Consider the following 17,590-nt stretch of genomic DNA (forward strand, 5'->3'; position numbering starts at 1 on the left):
TGCAACTATTAAAGAAAATAATAATGAAAATACTGAAACGGAAATGGGTAACGAAGCTTTATTATTTATTATTCTCTTTAATAGGTACGCTTCCAGTTAAAAAAAATGTAATTATTTTTGAAAGCTTCCTTGGAAAACAGTACAGTGATAATCCAAGAGCAATTTACGAGTTTATGATAAAAAATAATTATCATGAAAATTACAAATTGTACTGGAGCATTGATGCTAGAAATCTAAAAAAAATAGAAGGCTATCAATTAAATGTCTTGGCTCGTTTTTCAATTAAGTGGTTGTTAATAATGCCAAGAGCACAGTACTGGATTGTTAATAGTCGGTTACCTCTGTGGATACCTAAGCCAAAACATACGAAATATGTTCAGACGTGGCATGGAACTCCGTTAAAAAAACTTGCTGCAGATATGAAGGAAGTCCATATGCCAGGTACGAATACAGAGAAATATAAATTAAATTTTTTATATGAAGCTAATAAATGGGATTACTTGATCTCCCCCAACCAATATTCTACTACGATTTTTAAACGTGCTTTTCAATTTAAGAAAAAAATTATAGAATCCGGTTATCCAAGAAATGATTATTTATACCAACATAATAATGAAAAGTCAATTAGGATATTAAAAAAAACACTTAGGATACCATTAGATAAGAAAGTCATTCTTTATGCGCCTACATGGAGAGATAATAACTATTATGCAAAGGGTAAGTATAAATTTAATCTAGAATTAAATTTAAAACAATTATATCAGGAGTTTGGAGATCAATATGTGATATTATTACGCATGCATTATTTAGTAGCCGAAAGTATAGATACGAATGGCTTCGAGTCGTTTGTTTATGATTATTCGAAATATGATGATATACGTGATTTATACATCATTTCTGATATACTAATTACTGATTACTCATCTGTCTTTTTTGATTTTGCAAATTTACAACGACCAATGCTCTTTTTTGTATATGATATAGAAAGCTATCGAGATAATTTAAGGGGATTTTACTTAGATTTTGAGAAAGCGGCTCCAGGTCCGTTAGTTAAAACTACTGAAGAACTAATTGAGCAAATAAAAGATATAGAAAACGATCAGTTTAGTTATCAAGATAAGATGGAAAACTTTTTAAACGAGTTTTGTTATTTGGAGGATGGAAAAGCATCAAAACGAGTTTTTGAACAAATTACTAAAAGTTAAGAATCGGCTATAACAAATTTACTTGTTATAGCCGATTTATTTCATCAAATATCCGTTTGGCGTTATTTGTATCAACATGATCAAAGATTAAGTGTTTCTTATCTACATAGTTTTGCTTCTCTTTAAAATTATATTGAATATAGTATTTAACATTATCTACAATTTGTTCTGGAGTTACACAAATATCTCCTAAAAAAGTTTCCTCGATTGGACGAAGTATACCTTTAGAGAAAAACTTATTTCTATCGAAATGATAGAATATAACTGGCTTCGACATATAATTAAAGTCAAAAGAAACAGACGAATAATCTGTAATCATTAGGTCCGATTCTATTAATAGATCTTGTACATTTCGTTGCCCAAGTTCTACAATAGAGATATTTTCATTATCTATGTCCTTAAAATGGTGAATCATTGCTTGCATCCGATAATGAGGATAGAAATATAGTTTTATGTTGTTTCTTTGTATGATAGTATTTAATTCGTTGTTCGTTAATAGTTCGTAATACTTGTTAAAATAATTGGATTTTTTAAAATCATCATCATTACCTAGCCAATCTCGCCAAGTAGGTATCACAATAATAGATGTTTGTTTTTTAGAATGCTGCATTTTTAGATGATCAAATCGAGATAAACCAGTCACTGCAACTTCTTTCTTAGAATAGCCTAATGTCTGTTGAACCATATCTTTTTCGTATTTAGAGCTTACTAGGAATAGATTGAAAGGATACTCATAGTATTTTTTATGATACTCTACATTTTTTCTACCTAAAACCCCGTGTTGCAAAAATACTTTGTTTCTTTTTTTATAAGAATAGAAATTAATACCTTTGTCCGGTAGTATATAATCGATATCATGAGAGCCTATAAAAACATTTGCTTTTGCCGCAAGTCTATAATGCTGATAACTACCTTTAATAATTACGTTATCCATATACATTAAATTTTTAAAGTCTCTGGAATTTTTATCAATCACATAATAAATAGGGCTATTTGGATAGTGCTCTCTACAATAGTTAAAGAAATGAAAACCTGTGTCTTGAGCAGTGTTTCCTCTTTCTCCAATTAGCCAAATATTTTTTTGGGAAAAATAATAATCTAAATACTGCCCATACATCATGTAAAGGTAAGCTAACCAAGAGTGAGAAGCTTTTAAAATTTTAAGATACCCTCTAGGTGTAAACGTTAAATAGTAAGAAGTTACCCCTGACATTTTTTTATAATTAACTTTATCAATTATTCCATCTTTAGAATAATTAAATTCCTCACAACCAATTCTCTTTCTTATAAGATGATCATTATAAGAGAATTGCACATATATATCTAAAACGCATTCCCTGTTATTAGTTAGATTATATAGCTCTTTAAGAGGAACAGTAATCTCAAAACTCTCTTCAGATCCTAAATCATATTCAAGTTCATTCAGAGTATCTCGTTCTTTTATTATTAGAAAACGTTGTAGAAAATGTTTGTTTTGCAACGGAATATTATCAAGGTTACATACCCCATGCAGTGTTAAACCTTTATGATTTAATGAATAAAAAGAAATGTTTTTACTGACAGACACACCTTCCAAATTAATAGCTAAATTGTCTTTAATGGTAGAGTATAGAAACATTATCTTTAAACCATTTGATGTATGTTCGTAACTACTGAGCTGCTTCAATGATTTATCAGAAGTAGACAATCGGACTATGTATTTTTGATTATTAATTTCAAATAATAGATAGACACTGAATTTTTTACTTCCTGTTTTCTTATAAAATTCCACTAAATTTTTATAATCAAATGAGAAAGATAGAGAATACTCATTTCTATCGGGATTAGTTTCAATCAAGTTAACTGGACAATCAATTGCTTTATTATCTTTATTTCTTATTAGTAATAGATGATTCATAAAACCATCCATATTAATTTCAGAAGGGAATTCTACTATGCTGTTAAATAAGATTGTTGATTCAGATGTGAAATCCAATGAATAATCGTTAATATGGATTTTGGGACTTACTACTTTTAAAGAAGCATTTCCATAAATTGTTTTGTACATTTCTATTTTTCTTGTTATCTCATTTCGAGTGGAAAAAAGTGTATATTCGCTATTGTCAAGTGCGTCAGTCTGTAAATGAATTCTTTCATTGTGATTTGGTTCTTTCATATACAAATCCCACGTTCCATTGTTTAAATCTATTAGGTTAAAGTCAATGGATAGTTCCCAATTATTATTATCTTTCCAATTTAATTTTAAAGAGAAATATTTTTCTGTTTTTCTGTGTTTTAATACAGCAACGTCAACAACTTTATGGTAGCTCCCAAAACACTTTAGTTCATTGTTGTGTATTATTATGCTTCTTATTAAAGGTTTATCCAAGGTATTATCTAATTTCATTATAAACCACCCTTTTAATCATTTCATTTATATATGTCCCATACTTGATTATTAAAGACTATCTTCATTTTAATCGCGTCAAGTTACTATTTGTATACTCTTTGTCTGTGATTGAAATACCAAGAGTCATCAGTAACCACTGTAGTATCCCGATAGCATAATTATTTTGAAATAAAGTAAGTTCAAAGTTAGCATAAATTAATGTGGCGATAAAAAAACATGCAGAGAGCTTGGCCTCAAAACTATGTAAATTTTTTAGTAATAATTTCCATAAAATAAACAATATAAAAAAGAAAGCAATTAATCCAATTATCCCGGATTCCAATAATGTTTGCATATATTGGTTATGGGCTGTTTTCATAGTGAAGTCTCGAGCATCAACACCGATACCATGACCAAAAAAGGGTTTGTCCATTATTGGAGACCAAAGATCAAACCAAATTTCACTTCGCCCACTAAAGAAGTTTTTGTTGAAAAGTTTTATTGAAATAGTGTTTAGATAATCGCCTACACGTGTATTCACAAGTAGAGTATAACAAATAGTGAATACAACATTAAAACCAATTGCTAAATAAAATAAGAGTGAAAACATTTTTTTTGATATTGATAATAATATAAAACTAAACAATACAATAGCTAGGGCTAGATATACATTTCTAGAACTAGTAGAGTATATTAAAAATATATTTAAGATTGATATTCCACCAAAATAAAAGCGCTCACCTAAACTGGCATAAAAGAACGATAGTAACTGAAAAAAGAACATACAAAAAAGAATAATTGCCAGACCATTTGGATTAATGAAAATTGCACTAAATCCATCTGTAACAGGATTGAAAATCAACCAATAGGCAGCTATATATAGAATGAAAATAGAAAACACATAACCGAATAACTTATAATACTTTGTTTTCCATGTACTATGCGCCATTAAAACAATAAAACTAAGCATAGCAAACAGTCCAAACAAATTATCTATGCTAAAATAGGTATTATGTATATAGGAGCTTAGTAGTTGAATAATAAAAAAGGTTGCAATTCCACTATAAAGCTTTGTTAAATTTTTTGTATATCTTCTTTGTAATATATAGTAAAAAACAAAAAAAATTGCAAAAAACACTAATGATAAGCGAACAGTATGCTCGCCTATATGGTTTATCCATTTCGGTTCTGTTATTTCAAACACGTTCAAAAGAAGAAGAGAACAGAGTACTAAATAGAATAAAGGAAAAAAATTTAATTTTATGCTATGTTTTAGTTCATTCAATTTATTTGACCCCTTTGTCAACGCAATTAGATGTATCCAATCCCCAAAATATGAAGATTGGATGAAAATAAAGAGTTTTGTTGTAAGTGATAACCAATTTTATACTGTTTTAATTATATTAACCCAGTGCTTTGAGTAGTCGCTAGAGCTAAAGCGTTCTAAAACATCTTTTGAATTTTTAGCTAACTGCTGCCTTAATGATTGATTTGTCATTAATTCAATAATTTTATCTGCCATTATTTCTTTATTTCTTTGTGATATGACAAAACCATCTACGCCATCTCTAATAATATCCTTCGGTCCGTATTTGACATCGAAACTAACGACAGGTGTTCCAGCAGCTAGACTTTCAGTTATTACCATTCCAAATCCTTCATATGCAGAGGTCAAGATAGAACAACAAGCCTTTTGGTATACCTCAGTAGGATTAGTAGTGAACCCTTTCAATTTAACATTATCCTCTAGACCTAACTCTCCTATAAGTTTTTGCAGAGAATTTTTTTGTTCTCCAAATCCATAGATGTGATATTCTGCATTAGGAAGTTCTTTCACAACATAACTAAAAGCTTTGATTGCTTCATTTAATCTTTTTTGTCCAGTGTATCTAGCGACAGAAACGGCTAATAAAGGATCATAATTGGTATTATAATTTGACACAGGTGCAGCTGCATGTGGTATTACAATATAATTACTTTTTTCACCAATTTCTTTTTTTATGTCTTCTCTTTGTTCATCAGTTAGAAACACTACTTGGTTAAATAGATTAATATTGTTTAAAAAGTAATCCCATGTTTCTTTGAAACCATTACTGCCATCATAAGGTTTCTTGTAATGATTATTATGTAAAACAGCTATTTTTTTACCTTCAATGCTGGTTACTAATTCATCCGTTTTTCTTGAATCGGAGATCAAAACAGGGTTAGTTATATCTTCCATCTTTTTATTTATCCAATCAGCTTTAAAATTAAAAAAACTTTTAAATTCTTTGTTCTGTTTATTATTAAGTAATAATGTTCGGTATGGGTTTCCTTCAGAATCTATCCAGACACTTAAATAACATTTTCCTTTAGCATCCAAGTATCGTTCAAGGCTGGGTTTATTTGTTCTGGTGTCCATGTGTCTTGCTACTACAAGGTTTCCATATAAGTCAAATTCTTCTCGTCTGTATCTATTTCGTCCTTCGGTCATATAGTCTATAAATACAAGTTTGTTTTTGTTATTAAAACGTTTATATTTAATGTATAATCCATTTTTATAATAACGATAGGAGGGAGGAACATCTCTCTTATCTTTAAAGATATCAAACCCTTTTTCTTGAACTTGGTAGACCGGTTTTCTTTTTTTTATTCTTCTGTCTGGTAATAATTTATTTGTCATGACATCGTCAAATAAATTAAAAACCTTAATTTTTTTATTTAATTGTCCACTGTCATATAGTTTATTAACAATCTCGTGAAAATTGGATTGAAACCTTAATGTTAGAAAAATCACTTCATCAAACTCATTGGTTAGCATATTTGCTCTGGTAATAACAGCTTTAGTCAGACCACCTCTAACTAAATTTAAAGAATCAAATACAAAAACAGGTGTTTTCATAATAATCAATTACTCCTTTTTAATATATATATATATATTGAATACTATCAAATAGTAGCATATTTTTCATTTGTTAAGGTTACAAATAAGTAACATTATATCTATAACTAAACAATAAGTATTGTTGTCATTTTAAAAAATACCTAGTATAATTTTAAAAGTATTTATAGAAAGTGTAAACTAGGAAGGATATTTGTATGAAATCAGCTTGGAAAGTGTTAAAGGAACAGTTTAAATATTTTTACTTAGTAAGAAGACTCTCCATGTATGAATTAAAGAACAATAACAGCAATAATTATTTGGGTATGGCGTGGGAAGTAATCAATCCATTATTCCAAATCGGTATTTATTGGTTTGTATTTGGTTTTGGAATAAGAGAAAGGTCGAATATGCCAATAGCAAATGGACTAGATGTTCCATTTATTAATTGGATGCTATGTGGAATGATCATTTGGTTGTTTTTCTATCAGTCAATTATACAGGGCTCAAAATCAATCTATACGAGAATAAAAATGTTATCAAAAATGAATTTTCCAATGAGTATTATACCAAACTTCATTGTATTTTCTAGGTATTATGTTCATTTAATTATGCTATTGATTACCATAATAATTATGCAATTTACCGGGTTTCTAATTAATGTTTATTATATTCAATTTATTTATTTTACAATAGCCTTATTAGCATTTACCTTTTCACTATCATTATTAATGTCTACATTATCTACGATTGTTCGAGATATTCAGATGTTTTTACAAGCAACGTTGCGAATGGTGTTGTATCTTTCGCCGATATTGTGGAATTTAAATGCTTTACCAGATAATATTCAATTTATAATGAAAGCTAATCCATTATATTATTTGATAGAAGGGTATAGGTCCAGCTTTTTTGGACTGGATTGGTACATGATTATCAACTGGAAATACACACTGTACTTTTGGGGTATAACATTATTGATATTTATATTAGCTTCGGTTCTTCATATTAAATTCCGGAGACACTTTATAGATTTCACTTAAAAAGAAGGGGTAATATGAATAAATCCATTATCGCAAGAAATATTTCGAAAAAATATAAACTATACAAAAAGTCATCAGAACGAATTTTAGATTTAATTACACCTAAAAGCTATGGTGAGGAATTTTGGGCACTGCGCGATGTGAGTTTTCAAGCAGAAAAAGGAGATGTTATTGGCTTTATTGGAATTAACGGTTCTGGTAAATCTACTTTATCAAATATTGTAGCTGGAATTGTTCCAGAGACTAATGGTACAGTAGAGCTTAATGGACAAGCGGCTCTAATAGCTGTCTCTTCTGGTTTGAAAAATGATTTAACTGGTAGGCAAAACATTGAATTGAAATGTTTAATGTTAGGTTTTTCAAAAAAACAAATTGAAGAAATGGAAGATGATATTATTGAATTTGCTGAATTAGAGCAATTTATTGATCAACCTGTTAAATCATATTCAAGTGGAATGAAATCCCGGTTGGGGTTTGCTATTTCTGTAAGTGTAGATCCTGACATTTTAATTATTGATGAGGCACTATCTGTTGGCGATAAAGCCTTTGCAGAAAAGAGCTTAGCAAAAATGAAAGAATTTAAAGAGCAAGGAAAAACGATGATTTTTGTTAGTCACTCAATTGGACAGATGAAACAATTTTGTGAAAAAATTTTGTGGCTAGAATATGGGATGGTTAAAGAATTTGGTAATGTGGAAGAAGTCTTACCTAAATATGAAGCTTTTATTGATAATTTTAAAAAAATGTCTAAGGTTGAAAAAGAAGCTTATCGGAAAGAAGCATTGGAAAACCATGACGTATTTATTTGATGTTCTTTTTGTTAGATTTCAAATTTTACAAATAAGTTATTAAATGAAAACCTCGAAATAGTAATCTATAACCTTTGTAAAGGACTTTTTAAAAAAAGACTATGCTACACTGGAAAGGTGATTCCTGTATTGTACAGGGGTCATCTTTTTTAGATTCCATTGATATCTGTAATTGTTGTAATAAGTCATATAACTCTTAATTTCACGCTTTAACTCATCTAGTGTTTCACAAGGTTTAATATATGCTTCATCTTTGAAATGCCCAAAAAATGATTCTTGTGGGGCGTTATCCCAACAGTTTCCTCGTCTTGACATGGATTGTCCTAAACCATATTTCTTAACCATTTTTTAAAAGACTGGATTTGTATAGTGGAATCCTTGATCAGAATTTATGAAGGTTCCTTCTAACGGTTTTTAGACATTTCTTTTCTTACTTTCCCATTAAATAATCTGTTTCTCATATATCTTCCACATTGACTAATTTTTTTTAATTATACATAAAAGTACCCTATAGATAGATTTTTATTAATGTCTACTCTATAGGTTGCATTTTATAGCACTCGAGGTTTTTATTTGAAACTATTGCGATCGGCTGCATTACATGTCATAATAAATTTAAATCTTTTATGTAAACTGAACGTAAATTTTCTAGATTATTAGAAAGGTTGAAAAGTCATGTTATATAATCATGCAGAAATCATGGGTATTTCTTTTTTAAACATAGACAGAGAAGTATTATATAATGGAATTATTTATCCAAAACTAAGACAACAACAAAAACAATTCTTTGTTACTGCAAACCCTGAGATCGTGATGTTGGCTAATGAACAACCTAATTATAAAGCGATTGTAAATCAAGCTGATTATATTCTTCCTGATGGATCTGGTATAGTACTAGCTTCAAAGATTATGAGACAACCAATTGAAGAGCGTATACCAGGTTTTGAGGTAATGACACATTTAATCGGTTATGCAGAAGAGGAAGAATTAGGATGTTACTTTTTAGGTGCTGATGAACTCGTTCTAGAAGAGTTTATTAAGCGTATTAAGCAATTACATCCGAATCTAGTGATTAGTGGTTATCATCATGGTTTCTTTGATTTAGATGATCAACAAGTCGTTGATGATGTTAAACAATCGAAAGCTGATATGGTATTCGTTGCTTTAGGATCTCCAAGGCAAGAACAATGGATCGTGAAACATTATGAATCTTTTAATAAAGGGCTGTTTATGGGTGTTGGCGGAAGTTTTGATGTTATTGCTGGTAAAGTGAAACGGGCACCCAAAGGTTGGATTAAACTAAATTTAGAGTGGTTATATCGTTTATTACAACAGCCATTTCGCTGGAAACGTATATTAAAAGTCTTTCATTTTATGTTTCGAGTTGCCATTAAACGTTATTAAAAAGCTGATGAACAAATTATGGAAAGACCTAACTAAATAAGACAGAGGAAAAAGCACCCCCTGAGTCGTATATAGATTTAACGACTTTTAGGAGGTGCTTTTCTCATGGGGGGAAAGAAAAATGTATATTCTGAAGAATTTAAACGAAAAGTCATTGAAATGAAGTTGTCTAAAAAGTACACCAATAAATAGATTATGAATGAATTAGGGATCCGTAACGTAACTCAAATCAAGGTATGGATGCAGTGGTACCGTGGAGGAGACGAGCATCGATTGTCACAGCCAATAGGTAAACAATATTCTTTTGGTAAAGGTCCTGAAGAACTAAGCGAAATAGAGCAATTAAAAAGACAGATCAAACATTTAGAGATCAAAAACCTAAAAAAGTACCAGGAAATCGAAGGGAGTTGGTACCAAAAGTAGTTTTAGAATTCGTAAAGTCACTGAAGGGTTTATGCGGTATCAATGCTATGTGATTGTATTAGGGTTCCTAGGTCTACTTATTATCGTTGGACTCTAAAGTCGTGGGGGACAACAGATTTAGAGCAACAGATAATTGATATCTGTAAATCTCTAAATTACAGAATTGGAGACCGAATGGTTAAAAAGGTTCTAAAAGAGGACCATAAAATCACCGTGAACAGAAATACTGTTCAAAGTATCATGCAAAAATATAATATTCAATGTTGAGTAAAACTAAAAAGAAAATCAAAAGTGGCTAGAGAGAGTAAGTGTATTGTTCTTAATTTACTTGAACAGAATTTTAATACAGACCAACCAAACCAAAAGTGGGTAACCGATATTACTTATTTACCTTTTGGAGAATCTATGATGTATTTATCAACCATTATGGGTTGTTGCGTATCGAGTGGGGCATAGCCAAGCGTTAGAACTCGTATTAGAAGCATTGAAAGCAGCTTGTAATGGGCGAGAAACGAAAGGGCTGATGCTTCACAGTGACCAAGGAGCGCAATATACATCGTATGCTTTTCAAGATTTAGCAGAAGAAAAAGGCATTATCACAAGCATGTCCCGCAAAGGCAATTGCTTTGATAATGCCGTCATTGAATCCTTCCACTCCACCATAAAGTCAGAAGAATTCTACACACATCAAAAGATGCGTCTTACAAATTCTATTGTACTAGAAAAAATAGAATCGTACATGTATTATTACAACTATATATGACCGTTTTCAAAATTAAACTGCCTTTCCCCTGTTCAATTCAGGGCAAAGGCAGCATAGGTGCTTTTTCTTGTCTCATATTACTAGTTCAGTCAATTATGTTCATCAGCTTTTTTAATTTATGTTATTTGTATTATTGTTTCCTGCTGTGGTACTGCTTAAATCGGTACCATCGGTATCTAATTGACTTGAATAAGTCGTTAACCCAAGATGTTCTTTTAAGATTTCTTGTTTTTCTGATAAATCAGTTTCATCTAATTGATAGTAGTACGCGTCTGCCCATACGTCAGATCCCTTTAAACTTAATGTTTCTATTTCCAAATTGCCTTTGCTTCCATACGAAACAAAGCTTTTAATCTCATTAAATGACATACTCGTGGACATATTATCACCAACAGCTGTCATAAGATCTGAAATGTTCAATAACGTATTAAATGAAACTGCTTTATTAACCATTGCTTTAATAATTTCTTGTTGACGTTTTCCACGTTCAATGTCATTATCTTGTTTTCTTGTACGTGCTAGAGCCAAGGCTTCTTCGCCATTCAATTTCTGTTCACCAGGTAATAAATGAATCGCGCGAGCATTATCTTCGGAATCTTGTTCATACATTTCATAGGGAACGTCTACAGTTATTCCATCTAATTCATTAACTACATCAATAAACGCATTAAAATTGATTTTTACATAGTAATCTACTGGAATGTCAAATAGTCCTTCCACTGTTTCGATTGTAGCTTTCATTCCACCATAGGCATGCGCATGATTTATTTTAGTTTTATAACCAACTTCTGGAATATAAACATAGGTGTCACGAGGAATCGAGACCATTTTCACACTATTTTCTTCTTTGTTTAAGGTGGCAAGAATTAAAGCATCAGAAAGTTCATTACTTTCATTATTTGCTTTACGTTTTTTACTTTGATCAACTCCGACAAATAATATGGAAACATCATCCACAGTTGGATTAACTTTTTTGTCGCGTAATTCAGACCCACTTGCTCTTCCATCTTCTTCATAGGAATCAGCAACGATCTCCTTTGCATGATTCCAAACTACAGCAGCGTATGTTCCACCTGCACCTACGAGTAGCAATATCGGTATTAAAATAAAAAGATATCTCTTTTTGTGTTTTTTCTTTCGTTTCTTTATTCGTGATATATTATTTTCCTTTTTCATTCTAAGTAGCGCCTCCGTAAAAATTCTACATTTTCTATTAACCAATATATTATGACAGACTCTATGGTTTTACTTGATAAAAAGTTCTAAGTAACCTTTTAATTATAATATAGATAAAAACTAATGTGAATAACAATTTACATATTTTTAAAAAAACACTATAAAATAAATTATATACACTTAAATTTTGTTTCTATCTAACCCATATTAATACGACTCATTGAAAAACAAGTTCTAACGTAATATAAATTTAAAAACTAACGAATAAGAAGCTTCGTGTGTTTTTCTATGTAACTTAAATCAATTTCATAATTCATTTCCAATTAATAAAATCCGGACATTACATATTATTCTATTCACTTCATTCGTTATTTAAAAAGTGAAGGAAGCAAATGGGGTTAGACTCCTTGAAAATAAAAAGCTATTTTCTTCGTGCGATGATTCGCTGCCGAAGCTTTCCTTATCCTTAAGGAATAGCAGATGGTCTTGGTGGGACGAGTAATCGCAGTCCCCTAAACCGAAGAGCTACTTTTGTTGAGAAAGGAATGTTAGACTAAAACTATTACGTCGTGTGACAACGTCTAACTGACTCACCTCTTGTGGGCCCGAGGCCAAGCTTCGGAAAGCGACCCCATTTGCTGACTGAACGGAGCTAATACACTACATATAATTATATCATTCGTGTTTGTCAATCAAATATTGAATTATGAAATTGACTTACTTAAATAAATAATTGAACGTTAATTCCATTTCCTAACCACGTCGTTTCGTAAGGTGAGCTTATTTATATAATCATTGCAAATTGTTCTCAAATGATATAATACCTCAGTTAAAACCAACCTTTACGCTTAAACCAAGCAAACATCATCCCAGCAATAACGACCATCACACCTAGTGTAACAAAATAACCTAGTTTTGTTTGTAACGCAGGCATATAGGCAAAGTTCATACCATATATTCCTGCAATTAACGTAGGCGGCGCAAAGATAGAAGTAATGATTGTTAATACTTTCATCACTTCATTCGTTTGGTGTGAGTTTAACGAGAGATAATTATCACGAATATCATTGGCGATTTCACGATTAGAAGCAACCATTTCTGCAAGTTTCAATAGGTGATCATAAATATCTGTGAAATAGGCGCGTCGGCTTTGAATACCACTCAAATGACTTGAATTCAACATTCGATAAAACAAATCACGTACTGGGTTGATTGTATGGCGTAATTGAAGTAGCTGATGGCGAATATCAAACAAATTATCCAGTAAGACAGGCATCGCTTCTTCATTTGGATTGTCTTCGACTTCGTTCAGTTCATCTTCAATTGTATAGACAATCGGAAAATATTGATCAACAATCTTATCTAGAATTTCATAAAAGACACGGTAAGGATCCCATTTTTCCAATTGCGCAGCTGATAACAACTGAATCACACGCTGCCAAACGTGGCTAATTTGGGGTGATCTATTATAATGAAATGTCACAATCATACGCTCGCTAAGAAAAAAATCGTGCTCGAGCTGATCCAATGTCTCAGGATGAATCGCGTGCATGATAAAAAAACTAAAATCATCATAATAATCGAGTTTAGCTCGTTGTAGAGTTTGCAAACAATCTTCAATAGCTAATGGATGGTAGTGTAATGTTTTTTCTAAGTGGGTGACTTCTTGATCAGTTGGTTGATCAAAATCGATCCAGCACCATTGATAGTCGTTTTGAGTAAGCTGTTCGATCGAATCGAAAGTAATGAATTGATGTTGGCTATCAATTGCCATAATATGTATCATACGTTGCTAACCCTCACTTTTTCAAATAGTATACCCCTATACTAACATCAAAAAACAATTGTATGGCGATAAAAAAAGTAAGCCGCATCACAGCGACTTACTGTTGTGTTTTTCTATAATTATCGTAGAATTTCATATATTGATAGTAATCGAAGTCGGTAGCAAGAATGGAGATCCCGTACGTATAAGCTACTGCTGTTTTCTTTTTCCATATTACTTGGCCCACAATATAATTTTTAGGTGAAAATAGGCGAAGTTGCAAGAGAAATTGATCATTGATTTCAAAAGGTTGATTAGTAGAAAAACATAGCCCTTTCATACTTATATTGTGTAAGGCTATTTCTTTATCTAGTTGCAACGTATTAGACGGATCTAATGTTTGTAGCGAAGCTTTTGTCAGTGTAAAATCTGAAAATTGCAGACGTGCATAGTTTCTAGACATGTTCACCATCCTTTTCACACTACATATCATATTTGTAAAAAATAGAAATATAATACATTTTTATAAAATATAACACATTTAACCATAAATGCAACTACTTTGCAAACGTATAATAAAATAGCACTTTTTTAAATGCTAATTATGATAGTATGAAGATAGAGATAGGAGGAAATAGCAATGGAAGGATTACTTGTTTTTTTGGTATTAGGCATTATTGTTGGCGTGAGTGCCGGATATAACTTACTTAGAAAACGAATGAAGTTAGCTAATCTAAATCGTAAGCTCGAAATGTTGCATAAAAATAACAATGCATATCATGTGCTCAAAAATGTAAAACTAACCAATCAGGAGATTACAATTCATAGTTTAGTATTTTCAGTTTACGGTATCTTTGTTATCCAACCGGAGCATCGAATGGGCGTGATTGAAGGAGATGTAGCTGCTGAACAATGGTTGGTTAAACGGAACAAACAGCAAAATAAGTTTCCTAACCCGTTGATACAGGCAAAGAAAAAAGCCAAAGCATTAGCAGAAGTTATTTCGTTAAATGAAAAGCATGTCCATCAGATTGTCACGTTTACCAAAGCAGGGACATTAAACTTAGACAAGGCACAGTTTAAAGACAAACACGTGGTTCTAGATGAGCAAATCGAAACAACTATTCAAGCGTGGAAAACACCACAGCTGTCGAAGCAAAGCATAGCTAAGATGTTGGCACAGTTGCAAACGAATTCAAAATAAAATATGATTATCTTGCAGGAAATGGAAAATATGTGATTTGTGTTAAGCATATTATGTTTCTAGATAGAAAACTACCTTGGTAAATATATGTTCACCAAGGTAGTTTGTCTATCATGTGCCTTATACCATTATTTCCATGTGGGTTAAATCAATCACTCGTTGATTTCTACTGCCTCGAAATGTTAGCGACAAATCACGTTCAGCTAAAATGAAAGGACCATCGACCAAAACATCACAGTAACCAAGCAGTTCGCGTTGATAAGGGTCATCAGATTGCTGTAATTGTTCCAACGTAAACCCCGTGTAAGCCCAGATATGTTTCCCTATTTCTTTTAACCGTTTCGCTACTTGTGCAACTTCCTTTGCTTGGAAAAATGGTTCTCCACCAGATAGCGTAATATCGGTTAAGGGGTTACTTCCCGCTTCGTTAACGACTTCTTCCACCGTCATTTCTGTACCGTTTCGAATGTTCCAACTCGCAGGATTGTGGCATCCTTTGCAGAAATGCGGACAACCGGCAAAAAAGATCACTGTACGTAACCCTTCACCATCAACGACAGAGTCATGGAGAATATTCATTACTCGCATGATCGGTCTCCTGAAAATAGAGATAATTGTGCATCTGCATTTGAAGAGCTGGTTTGGTGTTTAACCCGTTGACTTTCTTCTGCACGTTTGGCAGAATTCCATTTTTTCATGTCGCCTACGAGGTAACCGGTAATCCGCCGAATACGCTCTATCTTCGCTTCATCTGCATTGTGACATTTTGGACACGCTCGATCAATAATGCCAGTGTAGCCACAATCCGTGCAGCGGTCGACAGGATGATTAATTGAGCCATAGCCGAAATCATTTGCAGCCATTGTTTTCACCAATGTATCGAGTGCTTTCGTATTTTTTGATACATCCCCATCACATTCGATATACGAAATATGACCACCGTTACATAAGTGATGAAATGCGCCTTCTCTTTCAATCTTATCGATCGCACGGATTGGATAATAGACAGGAATATGGAATGAGTTGGTATAATAATCTCGTTCTGTTACACCTGGTATTTTTCCAAAGGTTTGTTGATCAATTTTCGTAAATTTCCCTGATAATCCTTCCGCTGGTGTTGCAATAAGGGAAAAATTTAAATCGTATTCAGCTGCGGCTTGATCTGCGCGATCACGCATATGGCAAACAATTCGTTGGCCCAGGAGATAAGCATTCTTAGATTCTCCATGATGCACCCCGATTAAAGCTTTTAATGCTTCAGCCAAACCGATAAAGCCAATACTTAATGTGCCTTGCTTTAATGCGTCTTCCAGTGTATCTTCAGCGGTCAGTTGCTCACTATCTTTCCATACGCCTTGACTGTATAAAAAAGAAAAATGTTTTGCTTTCTTTTTGATTTGGAATTGATATCTTTCGATTAATTGTTGAATCACAAGATCAATGTAATGATCAAGTTGTTCAAAAAAAGTGCCTACATCACCGGTAGTTAAGGCGATTTTAACAAGGTTAATGGAAGTAAACGATAGATTTCCTCGTTTGATACTGTTCTCCGCACCATGTCGATTTTGCATCACTCGTGTACGACAACCCATATAAGCAACCTCTGAGGCAGGGGTTCCATCGTAATACTGCGCATTAAAGCTCGCATCAATAAAGCTAAAATTCGGGAAGAGGCGTTTAGCAGTTGTCTCTAATGCTAATTGATAGAGATCATGATTTGGTTCACCAGGTTCAAAATTAATTCCTTTTTTCATTTTAAAAATTTGAATAGGAAAAATTGGTGTTTCCCCATTCCCTAACCCAGCTTTGGTTGCCAATAGTAGATTCTTAATCAATAATCTACCTTCTTTAGATGTATCTGTTCCATAATTAACCGAAACAAAAGGAACCTGCCCACCGCCACGTGAATGCATCGAATTGCAGTTATGCACAAAAGCTTCACATGCTTGGTACACATCACGATCGGTTTCTTGCCATGCAGCTTTTGCTCTTTCCTCATCCGTTAAGTTCGTTGTATAACGCGCAATACGTTTGTTATGTTTTTCAAATGTTTTATGTACGTAAGGTGCTAAATCAACATCAAACATTGGGTAACTTTGACCGCCATGTTGCATGTTTTGATTTGATTGAAAAATGATCGAAGCTAATGCCATTGCACTTAAAATGTCATTTGGCTCACGCATATAGCCATGCCCGGTGTTGAAGCCATTTTTTAAAATCTCACCTAATGGGATTTGGCAACAAGTTGTTGTCCCCGTTGGCATAAAATCAAGGTCATGTGGATGAATGAAATTGTTTTCCATTGCCTCGGTTACTGCAGGACTTAACATAAATTGTTTCGCATAATGTTTCGCGGCTTCGGAAGCAAACTTGGACATCTGGCCCATCGGCGATTGACCGTCGACATTAGCATTTTCTTGAATTAAATCTTGATTACTAGAATCAACTATTTGATCTAATGCTTCAAGTAGAGCATTTTTTGGTTTTTCTGTATGAATAGGCGCTTGTACCATGTAATCACTCCTGATTCAATATATAGCGGTTTTGATTAAATGTAAAATCTATATATTGTG

General features: G+C 32.5%; 12 protein-coding genes and 3 pseudogenes. 6 read left to right on the forward strand and 9 right to left on the reverse strand.

All coding sequences use genetic code 11. The features are described 5' to 3' along the window. Positions 1-11: 11 nt before the first annotated feature. Positions 12-1,205 (forward strand): annotated as a pseudogene (locus DES48_RS05045) (CDP-glycerol glycerophosphotransferase family protein); the annotation flags it as partial. Between the two features lie 25 nt (positions 1,206-1,230). Here the strand turns inward: DES48_RS05045 and DES48_RS05050 are convergent. The 3 genes from DES48_RS05050 to DES48_RS05060 all read right to left on the reverse strand — a co-directional run bounded on the left by DES48_RS05050 (position 1,231) and on the right by DES48_RS05060 (position 6,454). Further along, positions 1,231-3,591 (reverse strand): CDP-glycerol glycerophosphotransferase family protein, encoded by a 2,361-nt coding sequence (locus tag DES48_RS05050; RefSeq protein WP_113867377.1) that lies wholly within the window; start codon positions 3,589-3,591, stop codon positions 1,231-1,233. Between the two features lie 64 nt (positions 3,592-3,655). Then, a complete protein-coding gene (locus DES48_RS05055) occupies positions 3,656-4,858 on the reverse strand; it encodes an O-antigen ligase family protein (RefSeq protein ID WP_113867378.1) in 1,203 nt (400 codons plus the stop codon). A 99-nt stretch (positions 4,859-4,957) separates the two neighbouring features. Then, positions 4,958-6,454 carry a glycosyltransferase gene (locus tag DES48_RS05060; RefSeq protein ID WP_113867379.1) on the reverse strand — a complete coding sequence of 499 codons (1,497 nt, stop codon included), beginning with the start codon at positions 6,452-6,454 and terminating at the stop codon, positions 4,958-4,960. Positions 6,455-6,651: 197 nt separating this feature from the next. Here DES48_RS05060 and DES48_RS05065 point away from each other — a divergent pair, with 197 nt between their 5' ends. Together DES48_RS05065 and tagH are read left to right on the forward strand one after the other, a co-directional pair. Then, complete coding sequence (locus tag DES48_RS05065; protein ID WP_113867380.1) at positions 6,652-7,473, forward strand: ABC transporter permease; 822 nt, start codon at positions 6,652-6,654, stop codon at positions 7,471-7,473. Positions 7,474-7,487: 14 nt separating this feature from the next. After that, the gene (gene tagH, locus DES48_RS05070; protein ID WP_113867381.1) at positions 7,488-8,282 is read left to right on the forward strand and encodes a teichoic acids export ABC transporter ATP-binding subunit TagH; all 795 of its coding nucleotides are present in this window, start codon (positions 7,488-7,490) and stop codon (positions 8,280-8,282) included. A 99-nt stretch (positions 8,283-8,381) separates the two neighbouring features. On the opposite strand, the pseudogene DES48_RS05075 reads toward tagH, so the two are convergent. After that, positions 8,382-8,678: pseudogene (locus tag DES48_RS05075) on the reverse strand (IS3 family transposase); the annotation flags it as partial. A gap of 279 nt (positions 8,679-8,957) precedes the next feature. Here DES48_RS05075 and DES48_RS05080 point away from each other — a divergent pair. Next, positions 8,958-9,686, forward strand: coding sequence for a WecB/TagA/CpsF family glycosyltransferase (locus DES48_RS05080; protein ID WP_113867382.1), 729 nt, complete (start codon positions 8,958-8,960; stop codon positions 9,684-9,686). Positions 9,687-9,791: 105 nt separating this feature from the next. Continuing rightward, positions 9,792-10,872: pseudogene (locus DES48_RS05085) on the forward strand (IS3 family transposase). Between the two features lie 111 nt (positions 10,873-10,983). Here the strand turns inward: DES48_RS05085 and DES48_RS05090 are convergent. The 3 genes from DES48_RS05090 to DES48_RS05100 form a co-directional block, all read right to left on the reverse strand. Beyond that, the gene (locus DES48_RS05090) at positions 10,984-12,048 is read right to left on the reverse strand and encodes an LCP family protein (protein WP_113867383.1); all 1,065 of its coding nucleotides are present in this window, start codon (positions 12,046-12,048) and stop codon (positions 10,984-10,986) included. Between the two features lie 829 nt (positions 12,049-12,877). Then, positions 12,878-13,834 (reverse strand): magnesium/cobalt transporter CorA, encoded by a 957-nt coding sequence (corA, locus tag DES48_RS05095; RefSeq protein WP_113867384.1) that lies wholly within the window; start codon positions 13,832-13,834, stop codon positions 12,878-12,880. Between the two features lie 97 nt (positions 13,835-13,931). Beyond that, positions 13,932-14,276 (reverse strand): PilZ domain-containing protein, encoded by a 345-nt coding sequence (locus tag DES48_RS05100; protein WP_170126167.1) that lies wholly within the window; start codon positions 14,274-14,276, stop codon positions 13,932-13,934. 177 nt (positions 14,277-14,453) lie between these two features. Between DES48_RS05100 and DES48_RS05105 the strand changes: the two genes are divergently transcribed. Beyond that, positions 14,454-15,017, forward strand: a complete 564-nt coding sequence (locus DES48_RS05105) for a nuclease-related domain-containing protein (protein WP_113867386.1) — start codon at positions 14,454-14,456, stop codon at positions 15,015-15,017. A 120-nt stretch (positions 15,018-15,137) separates the two neighbouring features. Here the strand turns inward: DES48_RS05105 and nrdG are convergent, their stop codons facing one another. Beyond that, the gene (nrdG, locus tag DES48_RS05110) at positions 15,138-15,605 is read right to left on the reverse strand and encodes an anaerobic ribonucleoside-triphosphate reductase activating protein (protein WP_113867388.1); all 468 of its coding nucleotides are present in this window, start codon (positions 15,603-15,605) and stop codon (positions 15,138-15,140) included. Then, entirely contained in the window at positions 15,596-17,530 is a 1,935-nt protein-coding gene (locus tag DES48_RS05115) for an anaerobic ribonucleoside triphosphate reductase (protein WP_113867390.1), read from the reverse strand. Before DES48_RS05115 ends, nrdG begins: the two co-directional genes overlap by 10 nt. Between the last annotated feature and the right edge of the window lie 60 nt (positions 17,531-17,590).

Source organism: Paraliobacillus ryukyuensis (genome assembly GCF_003315295.1).
Lineage (GTDB): Bacteria > Bacillota > Bacilli > Bacillales > Amphibacillaceae > Paraliobacillus > Paraliobacillus ryukyuensis.

Excerpts from the sequence above, each read along its gene's own strand:
- DES48_RS05060 (WP_113867379.1), bottom strand. The coding sequence starts at position 6,454 with ATGAAAACACCTGTTTTTGTATTTGATTCTTTAAATTTAGTTAGAGGT.
- DES48_RS05065 (WP_113867380.1), top strand. The coding sequence starts at position 6,652 with ATGAAATCAGCTTGGAAAGTGTTAAAGGAACAGTTTAAATATTTTTAC.
- DES48_RS05090 (WP_113867383.1), bottom strand. The coding sequence starts at position 12,048 with ATGAAAAAGGAAAATAATATATCACGAATAAAGAAACGAAAGAAAAAA.
- nrdG (WP_113867388.1), bottom strand. The coding sequence starts at position 15,605 with ATGCGAGTAATGAATATTCTCCATGACTCTGTCGTTGATGGTGAAGGG.
- DES48_RS05050 (WP_113867377.1), bottom strand. The coding sequence starts at position 3,591 with ATGAAATTAGATAATACCTTGGATAAACCTTTAATAAGAAGCATAATA.
- DES48_RS05080 (WP_113867382.1), top strand. The coding sequence starts at position 8,958 with ATGTTATATAATCATGCAGAAATCATGGGTATTTCTTTTTTAAACATA.
- DES48_RS05105 (WP_113867386.1), top strand. The coding sequence starts at position 14,454 with ATGGAAGGATTACTTGTTTTTTTGGTATTAGGCATTATTGTTGGCGTG.
- DES48_RS05115 (WP_113867390.1), bottom strand. The coding sequence starts at position 17,530 with ATGGTACAAGCGCCTATTCATACAGAAAAACCAAAAAATGCTCTACTT.
- DES48_RS05100 (WP_170126167.1), bottom strand. The coding sequence starts at position 14,276 with ATGTCTAGAAACTATGCACGTCTGCAATTTTCAGATTTTACACTGACA.
- corA (WP_113867384.1), bottom strand. The coding sequence starts at position 13,834 with ATGATACATATTATGGCAATTGATAGCCAACATCAATTCATTACTTTC.
- tagH (WP_113867381.1), top strand. The coding sequence starts at position 7,488 with ATGAATAAATCCATTATCGCAAGAAATATTTCGAAAAAATATAAACTA.